18 protein-coding genes are annotated in these 18,924 nt (G+C 73.4%); 8 read left to right on the forward strand and 10 right to left on the reverse strand.

The genetic code is table 11. The annotated features are described in order from the left end of the window. Window positions 1-5: 5 nt before the first annotated feature. Entirely contained in the window at window positions 6-2,345 is a 2,340-nt protein-coding gene (locus ACF08N_RS03685; protein WP_392322936.1) for an ATP-binding cassette domain-containing protein, read from the reverse strand. 11 nt (window positions 2,346-2,356) lie between these two features. Further along, entirely contained in the window at window positions 2,357-3,412 is a 1,056-nt protein-coding gene (locus ACF08N_RS03690) for an LLM class flavin-dependent oxidoreductase (protein ID WP_392322937.1), read from the reverse strand. Between the two features lie 80 nt (window positions 3,413-3,492). On the opposite strand from ACF08N_RS03690, the gene ACF08N_RS03695 reads away from it, so the two are divergent. Next, entirely contained in the window at window positions 3,493-3,987 is a 495-nt protein-coding gene (locus tag ACF08N_RS03695) for a hypothetical protein (RefSeq protein ID WP_392322938.1), read from the forward strand. Window positions 3,988-4,015: 28 nt separating this feature from the next. Here the strand turns inward: ACF08N_RS03695 and ACF08N_RS03700 are convergent, their stop codons facing one another. The 3 genes from ACF08N_RS03700 to ACF08N_RS03710 all read right to left on the reverse strand — a co-directional run bounded on the left by ACF08N_RS03700 (window position 4,016) and on the right by ACF08N_RS03710 (window position 6,448). Further along, window positions 4,016-4,231: a dodecin gene (locus ACF08N_RS03700; RefSeq protein ID WP_392322939.1), complete on the reverse strand. Its 216-nt coding sequence runs from the start codon at window positions 4,229-4,231 to the stop codon at window positions 4,016-4,018. A gap of 218 nt (window positions 4,232-4,449) precedes the next feature. Beyond that, complete coding sequence (locus ACF08N_RS03705) at window positions 4,450-5,301, reverse strand: MBL fold metallo-hydrolase (RefSeq protein ID WP_392322940.1); 852 nt, start codon at window positions 5,299-5,301, stop codon at window positions 4,450-4,452. Window positions 5,302-5,431: 130 nt separating this feature from the next. Next, window positions 5,432-6,448: a tetratricopeptide repeat protein gene (locus tag ACF08N_RS03710; RefSeq protein WP_392322941.1), complete on the reverse strand. Its 1,017-nt coding sequence runs from the start codon at window positions 6,446-6,448 to the stop codon at window positions 5,432-5,434. Between the two features lie 292 nt (window positions 6,449-6,740). Here ACF08N_RS03710 and ACF08N_RS03715 point away from each other — a divergent pair, with 292 nt between their 5' ends. The 3 genes from ACF08N_RS03715 to ACF08N_RS03725 all read left to right on the forward strand — a co-directional run bounded on the left by ACF08N_RS03715 (window position 6,741) and on the right by ACF08N_RS03725 (window position 9,845). Further along, complete coding sequence (locus ACF08N_RS03715; protein WP_392322942.1) at window positions 6,741-7,988, forward strand: extracellular solute-binding protein; 1,248 nt, start codon at window positions 6,741-6,743, stop codon at window positions 7,986-7,988. A 172-nt stretch (window positions 7,989-8,160) separates the two neighbouring features. Next, complete coding sequence (locus tag ACF08N_RS03720; protein WP_392322943.1) at window positions 8,161-8,979, forward strand: GNAT family N-acetyltransferase; 819 nt, start codon at window positions 8,161-8,163, stop codon at window positions 8,977-8,979. Beyond that, complete coding sequence (locus ACF08N_RS03725) at window positions 8,976-9,845, forward strand: lysophospholipid acyltransferase family protein (protein ID WP_392322944.1); 870 nt, start codon at window positions 8,976-8,978, stop codon at window positions 9,843-9,845. The genes ACF08N_RS03720 and ACF08N_RS03725 overlap by 4 nt, the downstream gene beginning before the upstream one ends. Here ACF08N_RS03725 and egtD read toward each other — a convergent pair. Genes egtD through egtA form a run of 4 tightly spaced genes read right to left on the reverse strand, consistent with a single transcriptional unit; the run spans window position 9,740 to window position 14,041 of the window. Further along, on the reverse strand, window positions 9,740-10,702 hold the full coding sequence (gene egtD, locus ACF08N_RS03730) for an L-histidine N(alpha)-methyltransferase (RefSeq protein ID WP_392322945.1): 963 nt from the start codon (window positions 10,700-10,702) through the stop codon (window positions 9,740-9,742). The genes ACF08N_RS03725 and egtD overlap by 106 nt on opposite strands. Continuing rightward, window positions 10,699-11,454, reverse strand: coding sequence for an ergothioneine biosynthesis protein EgtC (egtC, locus tag ACF08N_RS03735; RefSeq protein WP_392322946.1), 756 nt, complete (start codon window positions 11,452-11,454; stop codon window positions 10,699-10,701). Before egtC ends, egtD begins: the two co-directional genes overlap by 4 nt. After that, window positions 11,454-12,770, reverse strand: coding sequence for an ergothioneine biosynthesis protein EgtB (gene egtB, locus ACF08N_RS03740; RefSeq protein WP_392322947.1), 1,317 nt, complete (start codon window positions 12,768-12,770; stop codon window positions 11,454-11,456). Before egtB ends, egtC begins: the two co-directional genes overlap by 1 nt. Further along, a complete protein-coding gene (egtA, locus tag ACF08N_RS03745; protein WP_392322948.1) occupies window positions 12,767-14,041 on the reverse strand; it encodes an ergothioneine biosynthesis glutamate--cysteine ligase EgtA in 1,275 nt (424 codons plus the stop codon). The genes egtB and egtA overlap by 4 nt, the downstream gene beginning before the upstream one ends. A 138-nt stretch (window positions 14,042-14,179) precedes the next feature. Between egtA and ACF08N_RS03750 the strand changes: the two genes are divergently transcribed. The 4 genes from ACF08N_RS03750 (at window position 14,180) to ACF08N_RS03765 (ending at window position 18,287) form a co-directional block, all read left to right on the forward strand. After that, the gene (locus ACF08N_RS03750) at window positions 14,180-15,010 is read left to right on the forward strand and encodes a TIGR02452 family protein (protein ID WP_392322949.1); all 831 of its coding nucleotides are present in this window, start codon (window positions 14,180-14,182) and stop codon (window positions 15,008-15,010) included. A gap of 231 nt (window positions 15,011-15,241) precedes the next feature. Continuing rightward, entirely contained in the window at window positions 15,242-16,264 is a 1,023-nt protein-coding gene (locus tag ACF08N_RS03755) for a LacI family DNA-binding transcriptional regulator (RefSeq protein WP_392322950.1), read from the forward strand. 70 nt (window positions 16,265-16,334) lie between these two features. After that, the gene (locus tag ACF08N_RS03760; protein ID WP_392322951.1) at window positions 16,335-16,622 is read left to right on the forward strand and encodes a hypothetical protein; all 288 of its coding nucleotides are present in this window, start codon (window positions 16,335-16,337) and stop codon (window positions 16,620-16,622) included. 480 nt (window positions 16,623-17,102) lie between these two features. Next, window positions 17,103-18,287 (forward strand): thiolase family protein, encoded by a 1,185-nt coding sequence (locus ACF08N_RS03765; RefSeq protein ID WP_392322952.1) that lies wholly within the window; start codon window positions 17,103-17,105, stop codon window positions 18,285-18,287. A 131-nt stretch (window positions 18,288-18,418) separates the two neighbouring features. On the opposite strand, the gene trxA is transcribed toward ACF08N_RS03765, so the two are convergent. Then, the gene (trxA, locus tag ACF08N_RS03770) at window positions 18,419-18,817 is read right to left on the reverse strand and encodes a thioredoxin (protein ID WP_392322953.1); all 399 of its coding nucleotides are present in this window, start codon (window positions 18,815-18,817) and stop codon (window positions 18,419-18,421) included. Between the last annotated feature and the right edge of the window lie 107 nt (window positions 18,818-18,924).

Below are 18,924 nucleotides of genomic sequence, written 5' to 3' on the forward strand. Positions count from 1 at the left end.
TACCCTCAGCCGAGGGCCTTCGCCAGATACGGCGCCGTACGACTGGACGGCGCGGCCGCCACCTGTGCCGGCGGGCCGGACGCGACGATCCGCCCGCCCTCGTCGCCGCCGCCCGGGCCCAGGTCCACCACCCAGTCCGCGGCGGCGACCACATCCATGTCGTGCTCGACCACCACCACCGTGTGGCCCGCGTCCACGAGCCCGTTCAACTGGCGCATCAGCACCTCCACATCGGCCGGATGCAGACCGGTCGTCGGTTCGTCGAGGACGTACAGTGTGTGCCCGCGGCGCATCCGCTGCAGCTCGCTCGCCAGCTTGATGCGCTGCGCCTCGCCGCCCGACAGCTCCGTCGCCGGCTGGCCGAGCCGCAGATAGCCGAGTCCCACGTCCGTGAGCGCGCGCAGGCTGCGGGCCGCGGCCGGCACCTCCGCGAAGAAGTCGGACGCCGACTCCACCGTGAGGTCCAGCACCTCGGCGATGTTCCGGCCCCGATAGGCCGGCTCCAGCGTCTGCGGGTTGTAGCGCGCGCCGCCGCAGTCCGGGCACGGGGCGTACGTACTGGGCAGGAACAGCAGCTCGACGGAGACGAACCCCTCGCCCTGGCAGGTCTCGCACCGCCCGCCCGCGACGTTGAACGAGAACCGGCCGGCCCGGTACCCGCGCGCACGCGCCACATCGGTGGCGGCGAACAGCTTGCGCACCACGTCGAAGAGACCCGTGTACGTGGCCAGGTTGGACCGCGGAGTGCGGCCGATCGGCTTCTGGTCCACCGTCACCACACGCCCGGCACCCGGCAGTTCCTCGGTGATCGAACCGACGAGGGTCGACTTCCCCGAGCCCGACACGCCCGTGACCACTGTCAGGACGCCGAGCGGGATGCGCGTCGTCAGCCCGCGCAGGTTGTGGCGGGTCAGCGGGCCGAGCGTCAGGTGCCCCGACGGCTCCCTCGGCGTCCGCGCGGGCGCCGGGCCGGTGTCGAAGAGGAAACGGCGGGTGGCGGACCCGGCCACCTTGGCGAGCTCGTGCGGCGGACCGCTGTGCAGCACCCGCCCGCCGTGCTCACCCGCGCGCGGCCCGACGTCCACCAGCCAGTCGGCGCGGCGCACCACGTCCAGATGGTGTTCCACGACGAAGACCGTGTTGCCGCTCGCCTTCAACCGGTCCAGGACCACCAGCAGGGCCTCCGTGTCGGCAGGATGCAGTCCGGCCGACGGCTCGTCCAGTACGTAGACGACGCCGAACAGCCCGGACCGCAGCTGTGTCGCCAGCCGCAGCCGCTGCAGCTCCCCGCTGGACAGCGTCGGCGTCGCCCGGTCCAGGCTCAGGTAGCCGAGGCCCAGCTCGGTCACCGTGCCGACCCTGGCCAGCAGATCCGCGGTGAGCACGCGGGCCGTCTCGCCGCCTTCCCCGTCCCGCAGGACGGCTGCCAGCTCGGTCAGCGGCAGCGCCGCCAGCTCGGCGATCGTGCGCCCCGCGAAGGTCACGGCCAGCGCCTCCGGGCGCAGCCGGCTGCCCCGGCACACCGGGCAGGGCTCACTGGTGAGGAACCGTTCGGCCCTGGCGCGCAGCGTCTGGCTCCTGGAGTCGGAGAAGGTGTGCATCACATAGCGCCGGGCGCTCATGTACGTGCCCTGGTAAGGGCGTTGGATGCGCCCCGCCTCCCGTACCGGATGCACCGTGACGACCGGCTGCTCGTCGGTGAACAGGATCCACTGCCGCTCCTCGGGCGCGAGCTCGCGCCACGGCCGGTCCACGTCGTAGCCGAGCGTGTCCAGCACGTCGCGCAGGTTCTTGCCCTGCCAGGCGCCCGGCCAGGCCGCGATCGCGCCCTCGCGGATCGACAGCGAGGGATCGGGGACCAGCAGCTCCTCCGTCGTGCCGTGGACCCGGCCGAGGCCGTGGCACTCGGGGCAGGCGCCGGCGGCCGTGTTCGGAGAGAAGGCGTCCGAATCGAGCCGCGCGGCCCCCGGCGGATAGTCGCCCGCCCGGGAGAAGAGCATCCGCAGCGAGTTGGACAGGGTGGTGACGGTGCCCACGGAGGAGCGCGAGGTGGGGGCCGAGCGGCGCTGCTCCAGCGAGACGGCGGGCGGCAGCCCGGTGATCTCGCCGACCTTCGGGGCTCCTACCTGGTGGATCAGCCGGCGGGCGTAGGGCGCGACGGACTCGAAGTAGCGCCGCTGCGCCTCGGCGTAGATCGTGCCGAACGCCAGCGAGGACTTGCCGGATCCGGAGACACCGGTGAAGACGACGAGCGCGTCACGCGGGATGTCGACGTCGACACCGCGCAGATTGTGCTCCCGCGCGCCGCGGACACGTACGAACGGATCGTGCGGGCTGCTGTGCATGAGGGACGATTCTAGGCGTCCGCGCTGGTCAGGCCACCGGCGGCAGGCCCGGCCACGGCCCCGGGCAGCTCCGCGACGCGCGCCAGGCGCCGGAAGGAGCCGAGCAGCGCGTCGCGGTCGTACGTGCTCGTGGTCACCAGCACCTCGTCCGCGCCGCTGTCCTTGATCACCGCCTCCAGGGCGTCCGCGACCTGCTCCTCCGTGCCGGCGACATGGCCCTCTACGCCCGCCCGGTGGAAGCCGCGCTCCTTGTCGGTCATCGCCAGCGCCTCGATCCGCTCCGGCGGCAGCAGCGGCGGGAAGACGCCGTGCGTCCGCGAGTACGCCAGCGACCACGCCTCGGGCACGAGCAGCCTGCGGGCCTCCTCCTCGGTCCCGGCGACCGCGACCGTCCCGGCGACGATCACGTACGGCCGCTCGGACCATGCGGACGCCTCGAAGCCCCGGCGGTAGTCCTCGATCGCGGCCAGCATCTTGTCCCGGCCGCGCAGATCACCGATGACCAGCGGAAGCCCGGCCCGAGCGGCGATCCCCGCCCCCTCGCCCGTGGCGAGGACGTACGGCGGGACCCGCAGGCCCTCGGCAGGGCGGGCATGGACCTGCGGATGCGCCCGCTGCCCGCCCGTGAACCAGCCCAGCAGCTCGTCCAGCTGCGCCGCGAAGTCGTCCGCGTCCTTCTTGTCCCGGCCGAGCGCCCTGCGGATACCGTCCGTGAAGCCGACGGAACGTCCGAGACCCATGTCGATCCGGCCCGGGAACAGCGACTCCAGCACCCCGAACTGCTCGGCCACCACAAGCGGTTGGTGGTTGGGCAGCATCACGCCGCCCGTGCCCACCCGGATGGTCGACGTGGCCGCCGCGACGGCCGCCGCGAGCACGGTGGGCGCCGAACCGGCGACACCCGGCACGCTGTGGTGCTCGGACACCCAGAACCGGTGGTAGCCCAGCGCCTCCAGCTCCTGGGCGAGGCGCACGGTGTCACGCAGCGCGGCCGGCCCGTCCTGCCCCTCACGGGTGCGGGAACGGTCCAGAACGGACAGGCGGGTGGAAGCGATCACTGAGCTCACCTCCTGTTCAACGCCCGTGCGCCGTGCAGATTCCCGCACCGGCCGCACCTCCGCGCCCGGACAGCCCCTACTCTTCTGCCGTGACGCGAAACACCAGGCCGCTGGCCGTCTTCGACCTCGACGGGACGCTCTCGGACGCCGGGCACCGCCAGTACCTGCTACAGCGCACGCCCCGCGCGTGGGACGCGTTCTTCGCCGCGGCCCCGCAGGACCCACCGCTGCCCGAGGGGGTCCGGCTGTGCCTGGAGGCGGCAGAGGAGTGCGAGGTCCTGTACCTCACGGGCCGGCCCGAGCGGTGCCGTGCGGACACCGTGGACTGGATCGCCGCCCAGGGACTGCCCGAGGGGCGTGTCTTCATGCGGCGCAACGACGACCGCCGGCCCGCGCGCAGGACCAAGCTGGAGATCCTGCGGCGACTCGGCCGCGATCGGGAGGTCCGGATGTTCGTCGACGACGACGAGCTGGTGTGCGAGGACGCCGAGCGCGCCGGTTTCCGGGTCGTACGGGCGCGGTGGGGCGAGCGGAGCACGAGTGAGGCCATGAAGGACGCGCAGGAGCGCGAGGGACGTACCTGACGCCTGCCGCTCCGGCCCCGCCGGCGCCTCAGGCACCGTCCTCCAGGCGGAAGCCGACCTTCAGACCGACCTGGTAGTGCTCGATCTGCCCCTCGACGATATGGCCCCTGACCTGCGTCACCTCGAACCAGTCGAGGCCGCGCAGCGTCTGGTTCGCGCGCGTGATGCCGTTGCGGATGGCCTGGTCGACGCCGTCCGGGGAGGTGCCCACGATCTCGGTGACACGGTAGGTGTGGTTCGACATGTGCGTCGCACTCCTCTCGATGCGTTCCCTCCACGGTGCCCCACGCGGACCGGTCCCGCGAGGCGTCGCACCCGGCCGGGCCGGCCCCGGCGGCAGGCCCGGCCCGCGAGGACCGACGCCGGGCTCTCCCGGGCCGCCGGTTCCGCACCGGACGCCGGCGCGGCCGGTGTACGCGTCAAGGGCGGCCGTCATGGTCACATCGGCCGGCTGACGCGGACTCACCGCCGCTGGAACGGGGCTCCGGGATGGCGGTGCGGCTCCTCGTGCGGGTGGTGCTCCGCGGACGGTTCCACGAACGAGCGGGTCAGGTGCGCCGTGCCCAGCAGGGCCCGGCGTTCCACCGCCAGCGCCAGCAGTGCCTCACGCGAGACGCGGGCCGCGGCCGGGTCCCGCTCGTGGGCGTACGCCACGGCCGGATCGGCCAACTGCACGGCGTGCACCAGCGCGTCACCGGTGATCATCACGTCCCGGTCGCCCGGCCGCTGCCCGGTCACCAGCACCGACTGGTGCCCGGGAGTGTGCCCCGGGGTGGGCAGCAGCTCCACACCGCCACCGAGCCGCAGCGCCCCGTCCGCCGCCTGCAACTGTCCTGCATCGCACAGCGGTTGCACCACCCAGTCCCACACCGGGTCCTGCCGGTCCAGCGCCTCGGTCTCGGCGCGCTGCACGACATATCGGGCACCGGGGAACATCGGCTCGCCCTTCGCCGCCATCGACCAGCCCACATGGTCCTCATGAAGATGTGTCAGGACCACCGTCTCGACGTCCGCCGGATCGATTCCGGCGTCGGCGAGCACCCAGGGCAGCCGCCCCGGCACCGGGCACCACTCGGCACCCGGTCCCTCCGCCGGGCCCACTCCCGCGTCCACCAGCAGCCACCGCCCGCCCGGGCGCGGGACCGCGAAGCAGCGGAAGTCCAGCAGCCAGGCGCCGTGCGGCCCCGCCGCGCCGGGGTCGACGGCCGCGGCCTTCGCCCAGGCGCCGGCGTCCGCGCCCGGAAAGGCGAGCGCGGCGGGCTTGAAGAACGTTCCCGTGGCGTCGAGGAGCGCCAGGACCTGTCCCTGCGCCATCACCGGATCCATCTCCCCACCCTGGCACACGTCAAGGCCCGCCACCCCCTGCGGCGCCGGACTCCGGTCCGGTGGAGTCTCAGGGGGCGGTCGGTGGCAGGGCCGCGCCGGCACACCGGCGCGCCGGTCGTCACGCCGCCATCAGCTCGGCCCGGAACGCGGCGGCGGTCCGGCGGGCCTCACGCAGGCCGATGCGCCCGAATTCGCCCTCCAGGTCCGAGAGTTCGGACAACACCTCGTCCCGTGGGCGGCCGCAGCGGAACCGGGACCGGGCGAGGCCGAGCCGGGCCAGCGCCGCGCCCCGTGCCTCGTCCATGTCCCGGAACTCGCGGAGCGCCACCGCGTAGACCGCGCGCGCCTCCTCGTAACGCCCGGCCCGGAACAGGACGTTGCCGCGCATCTTGTGGTTGTACGCGAGCGCTCCCGCCAGCTCCATCTCGCGGCAGACGGCCTCGGCCCGCGTCAGCAGCGCGAGGGCACGGTCCGTCGCGCCCCGCAGCGACAGCACATCGGCCATGCCGCGCAGCGACCACGCGCGCCCGCGGGCGTCGTCGGCCTCGGTCGCGATCCGTACGCACTCCGTGAACAGCTCCAGCGCCGTGGCGTGGTCGCCGGTGTTCCGGTGCATCTGGGCGATGCCGGACATCGCCCACACCATATGCCGGGACTCGCCGTGCGCCCGTGCCTGCCGCAGCAGTTGCTCGTGCAGCTCGGCCACGGCCGCGTAGTCGCCCTGTATCCGGCCCGTCTCTGCGAGACCGGCGAGGGCGTAGCCGTGGGCGAGACGGTCGTCCGCCGCCTCCGCGCACGCGACGGCGGCGGACAGCAGCCGGCGCGCGAGCCGCAGTGCGCCGCACTGGCGCGCGAGCGTCCCGCCGCTCCACAGCGCCCACGCCATCCCCGCCGGGTCACCGGCCTCGCGGGCGCAGCGGTAGCTGTCGTGCCAGGCCGCCCGGGCGTCGGCAGAGCGCCCGAGCCGCCGGTTGGCCTCCGCGACCGCCAGCGCGGCCCTGGCCCGGTCGAGAGCCGATCCCGCCTCGCGCCGGGCACGCCGCGCGGTGGCGAGGACCTCGTCGTACGAGGAGTTCACACTGAGCGCCGAGCCCAGATCGCCCTGGTACTCCGGTGCGAATGCCTTGCCGTACATGTCGAAGGGGCCTCCTGACCGTGGGGGGTTCGCTCACGAAGCTATGAGCGGCGGTCCGTAGCCCGGATCAGCCTGCCTATGTGTTCGCGGGGTCGGCCGCGAGTGCTACCCGACGTCGCCGCGTCATCATCACGACGGACCGGCAAACCGTCGATGCGCGCCCGGACGGGGAGCCGACAGGGCTTGACCGACCCTTTGGTCCATACCAAAATCCAGCCACACCCGTGCGAGCGCGCGCGCTTCCCCCCATGTCGGGTCCGTCCTCCATGCCCTCACGCTGAAGGTGACCCCCGTGAAGAACCGCCCGCTCACCCTGTCCACCGTCCTCGTGTGCGCCGTCACGCTCGGCGGCTGCGGGCTCGTACCGGGCAGCTCCGGCACCCGGACCGTGCACATCTGGCTGATGAAGAACAGCGTCTCCCAGGACTTCCTGGACCGCTTCACGGAAGCCTTCGAGAACGAGCACCCCGGCATCGAGCTCGACGTCGCCTTCCAGGAGTGGACCGGCATCGGGAAGAAGGTCACCGAGGCCCTGGCGAGCGACGACGCCCCCGAGATCATCGAGGTCGGCAACACCCAGGTCGCCCAGTACGCCGAGAGCGGCGCACTGCGCGACCTCACCCTCGAGTCCGTCCGCGACCTCGGCAACGAGGACTGGCTGCCCGGCCTCGCCGAACCGGGCAGCATCAACGGCTCCCAGTACGGCATCCCCTGGTACGCGGCCAATCGCGTCGTCATCTACCACAAGGACCTCTTCGCGCAGGCCGGCATCAAGGCGCCCCCGAAGACCCGCGCCGAGTGGCTGGAGATCTCCGAGCGGCTCAACACCGCGGGCACCGACGGCATCTACCTCTCCGGCCAGGACTGGTACACGCTCGCCGGCTTCATCTGGGACGAGGGCGGCGAACTCGCCGTGGAGAGAGCCGGCGAATGGGAGGGTGCCCTGCACACCCCCGCCGCACTGCGCGGCATGGACTTCTACGAGCGGCTCCAGTCGTACGGCTCCGGCCCCAAGGACGGCGACGAGGAGACCCCGCCGCAGGCCCAGGTCTTCGCCCGGGGCAGGGTCGCCCAGATGATCGCGGTCCCCAGCGCGGCCACCGTCATCGAACAGGCCAATCCCGCGCTCAAGGGCAAGCTCGGCTTCTTCCCGGTCCCCGGCAGGACCGCCGCCGAGCCGGGCGCCGTCTTCATCGGCGGCTCCGACCTCATCGTGCCCGAGAACTCCGCCGAGCGGGCCGCGGCCGTCGAGGTGGTCTCCGCGCTGGCGAGCGACACATGGCAGCTCGACCTCGCCCGGACGATGAACTACGTGCCGAACAAGACCACGCTCGCCGCCGAGCTGGAGGGCGAGGAGAGCACCGCCGCCATGGCGGCCGGCGCCGCACAGGGCCGAGCCACCCCGAACTCCCCGCAGTGGGCGAACGTCGAGGCGGACAACCCGATCAAGCCGTACATGACGGCCGTCCTGACGGGCCAGGACCCGCGGCGCGCCGCTCGGACCGCCTCCGACCGGATCACCGCCGCCCTGCTTCCCTGACCCCCGACACACGGACGGTGAACGGATCCGTACGCCGAATGCCCGGCATTCAGCGTCCGCACATCCACTCTCCGCCGGGCTGTCATGTCGAATCCAGCCGGCCACGGAAGAAGTAAGGAGCCGGGCCGCCGCACCCGCGGTCCGCCCCCTTCGTCCGGCACAGGAGACCGCCATGCCAGCATCGCCCGTCGTCGCCGCCCCGGCGCCCGCACTGATCCCGGCCCCCGCCCCGGTGCCGGACCAGACCCCCGAGGCCGACGAGCCGCGCTACATCGTCTCTCTCGCCCGGGACCAGGAGGACGTGCGCGCCGCCCAGCGACTGCGGCACCAGGTGTTCGCCGGAGAGATGGGCGCCCGTCTCGACGGCCCTGAGCCGGGGCTCGACACCGACGCCTTCGACGCGTACTGCGACCACCTCCTCGTCCGTGAGGCGGTGACCGGCGACGTCGTCGGCACCTACCGGCTGCTGCCCCCCGAGCGCGCCCGCATCGCCGGCCGCCTCTACTCCGAGGGCGAGTTCGACCTCGCCCGCCTCGCGCCCATCCGGGACGACCTCGTCGAGGTCGGCCGCTCCTGCGTCCACCCCCTGCACCGCAACGGCGCCGTCATCGCGCTGATCTGGGCCGGCCTCGCCCGCTACATGACCCGCACCGGGCACAACTGGCTGGCCGGCTGCTGCTCCCTCCCGCTCGCCGACGGGGGCACGCTCGCCGCCGCGACCTGGGACACCGTGCGCGCCAAGAACCTCGCCCCCGAGGAGTACTGGGTCACCCCGCACAAGCTCTGGAACGCGGACGCCGTCGCCCGCCCCGCAAGCCGCGTTGAGCTCCCGCCCCTGCTGCGCGGCTACCTGCGCCTCGGCGCCTGGGTGTGCGGCGCGCCCGCCCACGACCCCGACTTCAACGTCGCCGACCTGTACGTCCTGCTGTCGCTGCGCCGCACCAACCCCCGCTACCTGCGCCACTTCCTCTCGCTCGCCCCGGTGCGATGAGCGTCTGGCTGCCCACCGCGCCGTGCACGCCCCGGACGTGCGCCACCCACACGGGACGCACGGTCGCCGCACCGCTCGCCGTGCTCCGCCTGCTCGCCGGCGTGTCGGTCGTCCTCGCCGGGGTGCTGCTGTCCCCGCTCGCGGCGCTGCTCGGCCTGCTGTGCGGTGCGCGGGTACGCCACGCCCTGACCCGGTACTGGGCGCGCGCGGTCCTGTGGGCCTTCGGCGTACGCATGCGCGTCACCGGCGTCCCGCACGGCGAACGTGCCTCGCTCGTCGTCGCCAACCACATCTCCTGGCTGGACATCCCGCTGCTCGCCGCCGTGATGCCGGGCCGGATGCTCGCCAAGAGCGAGGTGCGCCGGTGGCCGGTCCTCGGCCCGCTGGCGGCCCGCGGCGGCACGCTGTTCCTGGAACGCGACCGGCTGCGCGCCCTGCCCGCCACCGTCGCCGCGATGGCGGACGCCCTCCGCGGCGGCGCCCGGGTGATCGTCTTCCCCGAGGGCTCCACCTGGTGCGGCCGGGGCCAGGGCAGGTTCCGGCCCGCCGCGTTCCAGGCCGCGCTGGACGCGGGCGCCGCCGTCCAGCCCGTGCACATCGGCTACGGGCCCATCGGAGCGGCCGCGTTCGTGGGCGACGACCCGCTGCCCGCGTCCCTGTGGCGGGTCGCGACGGCCGGTGCCCTCACCGCGGAGATACGGCTGCTTCCGCCGATACTCCCCGGCAGCCGCACCGACCGCCGCTCACTCGCCCTCGCGGCTCAGGCCACGGTCGCCAGACTCAGCGCGAACCGGCCCGCCCCGTCGGTCCACCAGTGCGTCAACTCCATACCGGCACCCGCCAGTTCGCTGCGCACACCGTCCTGACGGAACTTCGCCGACACCTCGGTGCGCAGCTCCTCACCGGCCTCGAACGGCACCACCAGATCCAGCGCACGGATCTTCACGCTGAGCGCGGAACGTGCCCGCAGCCGCATCTCGATCCACTCCTGCTCCCGGTCCCAGACCGCCACGTGGTCGAAATCGGCCGGGTCCACGTCCGCGCCCAGCTCCCGGGCGATGACGGCGAGCACGTTCTTGTTGAACTGCGCCGTCACCCCGGCCGCGTCGTCGTACGCGCGCACCAGCACGTCCTCGTCCTTCACCAGGTCGGTGCCCAGCAGCAGCGAGTCGCCCGGCGACAGCAGGGCACGCACCGACTTCAGGAACACCGCGCGCTCGGCGGGCAGCAGATTGCCGATCGTGCCGCCGAGGAAGGCGACCAGCCTCGGCCCCGGCGTGCCGGGCAGCGCCAGGCCCCGGGTGAAGTCGGCGATCAGCGCGTGCACGGAGAGTTCCGGCCGCTCCGCGAGCAGCGCCTGCGCGGCTCCCGTCAGCGCGCTCTCGCTCACGTCCACGGGCACGTACGTGTGCAGATCCGTCAGCGCGTCCAGCAGGAAACGCGTCTTCTCCGACGACCCGGAACCCAGCTCCACCAGAGTGCGGGCCCCGGTCGCGGCCGCGATCTCCCCGGCTCGCGCGGCCAGGATCTCCCGCTCGGCACGGGTGGGGTAGTACTCCGGCAGCCGGGTGATCTCCTCGAACAGCTCGCTGCCGCGGGCATCGTAGAACCACTTGGGCGGCAGCACCTTCGGCGTACGGGACAGGCCGTGCAGGACGTCGGCACGCAGATCGGCCTCCGTCGCGTCCTCGGGCAGGGTGCGGGTCAACAGGAACGGGCTCACTGGGTGGGCTCCTTGAGCTCGGTCAGCAGGAGATCGGCGCGCGTCGCGGTCAGCAGGGTCCGGTCCGGCACCTCCTGCCAGCGGGGATCGTCGTCGTACGGCTCCGAGGCCACGACCAGGCGGCCGCCGGAGCCGGCGAGGTACCAGAGGGTGTCGCCCCACGCGGTCGCCGCGATCGCGTGGCCGTCGGTGAGGAGGAGGTTCAGCCGGCAGTCGCCGGCCGCCGCCGCCGTGTCGCGCACGGTGTCGGCAAGGGCCTGACCGAGGTTGTCGCCCGCACGCAGGCGGTGGAGCACCAGGGCCCAGATCAGTGCGGAGTCGTTGCGTGCCTCCAGCGACAGCAGCTCGGTCGCCGGCAGCGACGCGGCCAGGCCCGCCAGGGAAGCCGGCCAGCCCCGCACCGCGCCGTTGTGGCTGAACAGCCAGCGTCCCGAGGCGAACGGTGCGGCCGCCGCCTCGTTGTCCGCCCCCGGCTCGGTGGCATCGCGCACGGCCGCGAGCAGCGCCTCACTGCGCACGACCCGGGCCAGATCGGTGAAGGACAGGTCCGCCCAGATCGGCCCGGCGCGGCGGTAGCGGGCGGGCAGCGGATCGCCGTCCGCGTACCAGCCGACACCGAAGCCGTCCGCGTTCACCGTGCCGTAGCGCTGCCGGCGCGGTGCCCAGGACTGGCGCATCAGGGCGTGCTCCGGCTCGGTGAGCAGCGCGCCGAGCGGCTCCGGGGGTCCGAGATAGGCGAGGTGGCGGCACATCAGGCGGCACCTCCCGTGCGCACCTCGGCGTCCCGTGCGGTGCGGAAACCGGAGAAGATCTGCCGGCGCACCGGCAGGTCCCAGTTGCGGAAGGTGCCCCGGCAGGCCACCGGGTCCACGGCGAACGAGCCGCCCCGCAGCACCTTGTGCGCGCTGCCGAAGAACACCTCGGAGTACTCGCGGTACGGGAAGGCGGCGAAGCCGGGATACGGCAGGAAGTCGCTCGACGTCCACTCCCACACGTCACCGATCAGCTGACGCACCCCGAGCGGCGACGCGCCCTCCGGGTAGCCGCCGGCCCGGGCGGGCCGCAGATGGCGCTGCCCCAGATTGGCGTGCACCGGCTCCGGATCGGCGTCGCCCCATGGATAGCGCCGGGAGCGTCCCGACGTGGGATCGTGCCGGGCCGCCTTCTCCCACTCGGCCTCGGTCGGCAGCCGGCGGCCCGCCCAGCGGGCGTACGCGTCGGCCTCGTACCAGCTCACGTGCAGCACCGGCTCGTCGGCCGGCACCTCCTCGGTGACACCGAAGCGGCGCCGCAGCCACACCCCGCCCTCGCGCCGCCAGAAGAGCGGTGCGCCGATGCCGTGCGCCCGGATCTGGTCCCAGCCCTCCTCGGCCCACCAGCGCCGCTCCGTGTAGCCGCCGTCGTCGATGAACGCCTGATAGGCGCCGCACGTCACCGGCACCGTGTCGATCCAGAAGGCGGGTACGTCTCGCCGGTGCGCGGGCCGCTCGTTGTCCAGCGCCCACGGCTCCGTCGAGGTGCCCATGGTGAACGGGCCGCCGGGCACCAGGACCTCGGCCGGCAGCGCCTCCACGGGATGGGCGGGCGGCTCCGGCGCGGTGAGCGCCGCGGGCCCCTTGCGCAGCTGATGGGTGATCAGCATCGTCTCGTCGTGCTGCTGCTCGTGCTGGGCGATCATGCCGAACGCGAAGGCGGCGTCGATCAGCGGCCCGCCCTCCAGCGGCGTGCGCTCCAGGATGTCCAGCACCCGGCCGCGTACGTCGGCGGCGTACACCCGGGCCTCGGCCGGAGCCAGCAGCGGCAGCGACGGCCGGGAGGCCCGGGGATGCTCGAAGGCGTCGTAGAGGGAGTCGATGTCCGGCCGCAGGGCCTCACGGCCGCCGACCGTGCGCAGCAGCCACTGCTCCTCCTGATTGCCGATGTGCGCCAGGTCCCACACGAGGGGGGACATCAACGGCGAGTGCTGCGCGGTCAGTTCGCCGTCGTCGACGCACGACGTGAGGACGGCGGTACGGGCACGGGCACGGGTCAGCGCGTCGAGTGCGTCGCGCCGCAGTTCGTCGGTCATGTGACAGGCTCCCAGGCCACGGAGGGATCGCGCTGGTCGTCGGCGGGGCAGCGGCCCGGCAGGACGTGGCGCTCGTTGAATGCGGCGACGCTCGCGCGCACGGCCTCGGACGCGCCGATGCGCTCCAGGGCCCCCAGCGCGGCGGCGAAGCAGGTGACGGCCGCGGAATGCAGTTCGGGGTCGGCCAGTCCGCGCCGGGCGGCGGCCACCCACAGGGGATTGCGCGGCGCCGGCAGTGAACCGGCGTACTCCGCGAGCGGTTTGACCGCCCGGTACACCGTCTCGGCCGCCTCGGGATCGTCGAACAGCGCGGTGGCGACGGCGAGCGGCACCATCCAGCCGTCCTCGCCCGGCTGGGCGTCGATCATGCGCAATTCGAGGTGGCCGCGCGGCCGGACGGGCGGGAAGAGAGTGGTCAGGTGGTAGTCGAGGTCTTCCTTCGTGGGCGGTCGCGGACTTCCCGAGCGCAGCCACTGCCGGAAGGTGAGCCCGTCGGGGGAGTCCCAGGCGCCCTCCGCCCGGCGCAGGCACATCACCGGTGCGTCCAGGGCGTGCGCCGCCCATGCGGCGCGCGGCTCCCGCGACAGGTCCGGGGCGAGGGGCCGCACCGGGTCGAGGGCCTCCCACACGGCCTGCCTCGTCGAGCGCCAGCCGGTGCGGTGCCCGGCGCGGACGGGGGAGTTGGCGAAGGCGGCCAGGAGGACCGCGCCCAGCAGATGGGCGAGCAGCCAGCGTCTGGCGTGTCCGAGGGGTCCCGGTTCCTCCTCGCCCGCGTCCAGGCAGACCTGGACGGATGCCGAACTGCACATCATCGTGCGTCCGGCGGGACCGGAACGGTCCAGATGCCGTTCCATCGCGTCGTAGCGCGGATCGTGCAGGAATCGGCGGGGCGGGTGCCAGGGATCGAGACCGAATCCGCTCGTGGCCAGACCCGCGGAGCGCAGTACGGCGCGTACGGCACGCAGGTCGGCGGCGGTGGAGTCGATGCACTCCATCAGGGTCGCGGCGGGACGGGAGCTGAGCTCCAGCTGGCCGCCCGGCTCGAAGGTCAGGGCCGAGTCCAGCGTCAGGGTGCGTACCTCGTCGAACGCCGCCGCGAGGCGTCCGGACGGCACCGGTGCACGGGGACGGTCGAGGTCATGGACCAGCCACTCGACCTCCACGCCCACCCTGCGGGGCGGGCCCGTCTTGAAGCAGATACATCGGAGCAGGTCCTCGGCTTCGTCCTCGGATATCGGGTGCCCGAAGTCGCCGGTATCTGGTGGATGCATGAATCCACTCCTCCTGTCGGGGGCCCTCGGCAGGGCCTGATGTCAACCTAAAGCCACCGCCGCCGGTTCGCACAAGAGTGCCCCTGAGGAGCGGAAATGCGGTTGCCGGTGTCCTCGCCGGTCACGGAGCATGCCGTCATGAGCGCACGACTGCGGGGGATCGCGAAAGAGAACGAGGAGATCGTCGCGGCGGGGGCCTACCGGCTGCCGGACGGCCGTGAGATCCGGCTGGCGGACGACATCGCCGCCGCCGTCGCCGGAACGCGGCTGTACGGCCCCGAACCCGTCCCGGTCACGCCCGACACTGACCGGCCGACCGTCCTCGACGTCACCGGCGAGAGCAGCACCCAGGCGGCCAGGAGGCTGACCGCCGCCGCCCCCGGAGCTGTCGCCGTACTCAACTTCGCCTCCGCGCGCAACCCCGGCGGCGGCTATGTGAACGGCGCCCAGGCGCAGGAGGAAGCCCTGTGCCGCGCCTCCGCGCTGTACACCACGCTGCTGCGCGCGCCCGCGTACTACGCGCACCACCGCGCGGACCGCAGCCCGTTCTACTCCCACCGTGTCATCATCTCGCCCGGCGTGCCCGTCTTCCGCGACGACCGGGGACGGCTCCTCGAAATCCCGTACCAGGCCGGATTCCTCACCTCTCCCGCCCCCAACGCCGGAGTGATCACCCGCCGTACGCCGGAGGAGGCGCACAGGATCCCCGCGGCACTCGCCACCCGCGCGGAACGCGTCCTGGAGGTCGCCGCCGCGGGGGGCTACCGGCGCCTCGTGCTCGGCGCCTGGGGCTGCGGCGTCTTCCGCAACGACCCCGCCGAGGTCGCGGGCGCCTTCCGGACACTGCTGGGCCCGGGCGGCCGGTTCGGGGGCCACTTCGACGAGGCCGTCTTCGCCGTCCTCGACCGAACTGCGGGGGAGAGGACCCTGGGGGCCTTCCGCCGGGTCTTCACGGGCGCGTCCGCATAGCGCCGCCGCCCCCGGCACCCCGGCGTGAGATCCGGCCATCGGGCGCCGCGGGGCGATGACCGCGGCCATGCCGGGACGGGTGCCGCGACCGGGCCGCGAGCAGGCCCGCGGCGCCCCCGGAAGTGGATAGCCCGCGCAACTGCCGCCCCCAGAAGGCGAGTTCGGTGCGGGAGTGTTTCCGGCCATCCTCCGGATCCGGTGATGCGCCGGTCTGGAAGGATGGCGCGGGCGATGAGCCAGACACCCGAACTGCCCGTGCAACGCTCCGTCCCGACCAGTGCCGACGTCGCCCGGCTGGCCGGAGTCTCCCGGGCCACCGTCTCGTACGTCCTCAACAACACCGCGCGGGTCCGCATCAGCGAAGCCACCCGGCTCCGGGTGCGCGCCGCCGCCGAGGAACTGGGGTATGTGCCCCACGCCGCGGCCCGCAGCCTGCGCGCCGGACGCACCCGCACCGTGCTGCTCCCCACGGCCCACCTGCCCCTCGGACCGCTGCCCGGTCCCTTCTCCGACGAGTTCCAGCGGGCCCTGCGCCGCCTCGACTACACCGTCGTGCAGTACGGCAGCCTCGGCCTCGAAGGGGACGAAGCCGCCCGCGCCTGGGCCGAGTTGCGACCGGTCGCCGTAGTGTGTCTCGGCGACGCCGAACCCACGGCGCACGGCGTGGAGGTGCTCAAACGGTCCGGTGCGCGGGCCGTCGTCACCCTCGGGCCGCACCCGGTGCGGGGCGCGCACGCGCTCGTCATGGACCAGCGCGCGGTCGGCGGCTGCGCGGCCGGGCATCTGATCCGGCGGGGCCGGCGGACCGTGGGGGTGGTCGTGCCCGAGGAGGCGGCACTGCGTCCGATCGCCGCGCCGCGTCTGGAGGGGGCGCGCGCCGCCGCCGACGGCACGGGCACGCGGATAGTGCCGCTGGCCATGGCGTACGCGGAGGAGTCGGCGGCGGCGCTCGCCGCCCGCTGGCGCACACTCGGCCTGGACGGCGTCTACGCGTACGACGACGAGTACGCGATGCTGCTGATGCGGGCCCTTCAGGACGAGGGCGTCGACATCCCCGACGAGACCGCCGTGATCGGCGCCGGGGACCTGCTGCTCGGCAGGCTGCTGCGGCCCCGGCTGAGCACCGTGAGCATCGATCTCGTCAGCGGGCGCCGGCTCGCCGAGCTCGTGGACCGCGTGGTCCGCGAGCCGGGGACGCGGCCCGAGCGGCACGAGCTGATGGCGGTCGGACCGGTGCACCGCGAGTCCAGCTGACACCGCCCGCGCCGCGGCCGCATGCGCCGACAACGTGCGAGCACGGCCGGGGATGTCTAGCGTCGCCTGCATGAGCACTCAACCGCAGCGCTTCGGGATCCTGATCCTGCCCGAGCACGTCGAGGGCGACGACCCGGTCACCGCGGCCGACAGCGCGATCCGCTCGGCCGTCGTCGACGCCACGGGCGAGCTCGGTGCCTCCGGCTATCCGCGCTACGTCGGGGACGGGGTCGAGGCGGACATCGATCCGGAGACCCGCGCGGTGGAGGCGCTGCTCGTCGACGGGGCGGAGCTGGACTACGGGCTGACGGTACGGGTGGTGGACGCCACGGAGGCCAGGGACGCCACGGAGACCTAGGGCCTCTCGTTTGGATCATGCCGGGCTCGCGGGCCCTGGCACGCTCCCCCGCAGCCTCCGGCGCGGGAGGTACCCCCACCCCCGTAGCCCTTCGGGCACGGGAGGTGCCCCCACGCCGCGTTGTCGTCGGTCGCCATGGCTCCGCCATTGTCTCCTCCCCCTACGCCTTCGGCGTGGGAGGTACCCCCACCTCCGCCTTGCGATCGCACGCACCAGACCCTCCCCCTACGCCCTGCGGGCCTGGGGAGACCCCATGCACCGGACGCCGCCTCCTGTCCGGCCCGGAACCACCGGACAGCCCTACGGACCGGTGTCCTCGCGACCGCGCCCCCCAGCGGCATCCGCCGGGGGCGTGGTCACGGCAGGCTGCCGTTGACATGCTGCCGTTGACATGGGGAGGGGACCGGCACAGACTCGGGCGACTCGATTGTGGACCATGGTTCATCAGGGGAACCTCGGTCCTGGCCCGGGAGAGATTCGATGAGCATCCGCGACGTCTACATCGTCGACGCCGTCCGTACGCCGATCGGAAAGTTCGGGGGCGCCCTCTCCTCCGTACGGCCCGACGACCTCGCCGCGCATGTCGTCAGGGCGCTCGTCGACCGTACTCCCGAGCTCGACCCGGCCCGTATCGACGACGTCGTCTTCGGCGACGCCAACGGCGCTGGAGAGGACAACCGTGATGTCGCCCGGATGGCGGTACTGCTGGCGGGCCTGCCCGTCTCCGTGCCCGGTGTGACCGTCAACCGCCTCTGCGGCTCCGGGCTCGAGGCCGTCGTCCAGGCCGCCCGGGCCATCGCCCTCGGCGACGCCTCGATCGCGGTCGCGGGAGGCGTCGAATCCATGTCCCGGGCCCCCTGGGTGCTGCAGAAGCCGGAGCGCGCCTTCCTCGCCGGCCACCAGCAGCTCCACTCGACCACCCTGGGCTGGCGCATGACCAACCCGCGCATGCCCACCGAGTGGACCGTGCAGCTCGGTGAGGGCGCGGAACTCGTCGCCGACAAGCACGGCATCGGCCGCGAGCAGCAGGACGCGTTCGCCCTGGCCAGCCACCGCAAGGCGGCCGAGGCGTGGGAGAAGGGGCGCTACGACGGCGAGGTCGTCGCGTACGAGGGCGTGGACCTGTCGCGCGACGAATGCATCCGCGACAACACGTCCATGGAGGCGCTCGCCAAGCTGAAGCCCTCCTTCCGCCCCGACGGCACGGTGACCGCGGGCAACGCGTCACCGCTCAACGACGGCGCCGCCGCGCTGCTCCTCGTCGACGACGAGGGCCTGCGGGCGACCGGCCGGGAGCCGCTCGCCCGCATCCGCGCGTCGGCGGTGACGGGCATCGAGCCGCAGTTGTTCGGACTCGGGCCGGTCGAGGCTGTGCAGCGGGCGCTGGCCAAGGCGGACCGGTCGTTCGGCGACCTGACGACCTTCGAGCTCAACGAGGCCTTCGCCGCCCAGGCGCTCGGCTGTCTCGCCGAATGGCCGGAGCTGGACCCGGCCGTGGTCAACCCGCGCGGTGGCGCCATCGCCATCGGCCATCCGCTCGGCGCGTCCGGGGCGCGGCTGGCCGGTGCGGTGGCCCACCAGCTCGCGGAGGCCGGCTCGGGCACGGGCGTCGCGGCGCTGTGCATCGGGGTGGGGCAGGGACTCGCCCTGGTCCTCGAACGCTGACCGGGGCCGGCCCGGGGCAGCGAGACGCGTATGACAAGCGGACGGCCGGGGTGCCGCGAGAGGCGAGCCCTCGCGGCACCCCGGCCGTATTCACCGGCCGTACTCCGCCGTGCGCAGCGCCACCGGCCGGATCAGGCCCCCGCGGGTCCGCCCGCCTCCGGCGAGCCGTTCTTCTGCGCTTCCTCGATCGACTTGCGCACCTGGTCCATGTCCAGCGCGCGTGCCTGGCCGATCACATCCTCCAGTGCGGACTCCGGCAGCGCACCGGGCTGCGCGAAAACGGCCACGTTGTCGCGGACGATCATCAGCGTCGGGATGGAACGGATCTCGAAGGCCGCGGCCAGCTCCTGCTGCGCCTCCGTGTCGACCTTGGCGAAAACCAGATCGGGGTGCCGCTCTGATGCGCCCTCGAAGACGGGGGCGAATTGACGGCAGGGTCCACACCAGGAAGCCCAGAAGTCGATCAGGATGAAGTCGTTGTCGGTCACGACCTGATCGAAATTGTCCTTGGTGAGCTCAAGTGTGCTCATCGCCTGTGTACCTCTTCCTGATGTCCGGTGGACTCGCCCCGCACAACGACGCCCGGGGCCGTGCTATTCCTGCCCCTGCCCATGTGGCCAGGACGCACACCCGGCAG

It is taken from the genome of Streptomyces sp. NPDC015127 (assembly GCF_043080095.1).
Classification (GTDB): Bacteria; Actinomycetota; Actinomycetes; order Streptomycetales; family Streptomycetaceae; genus Streptomyces.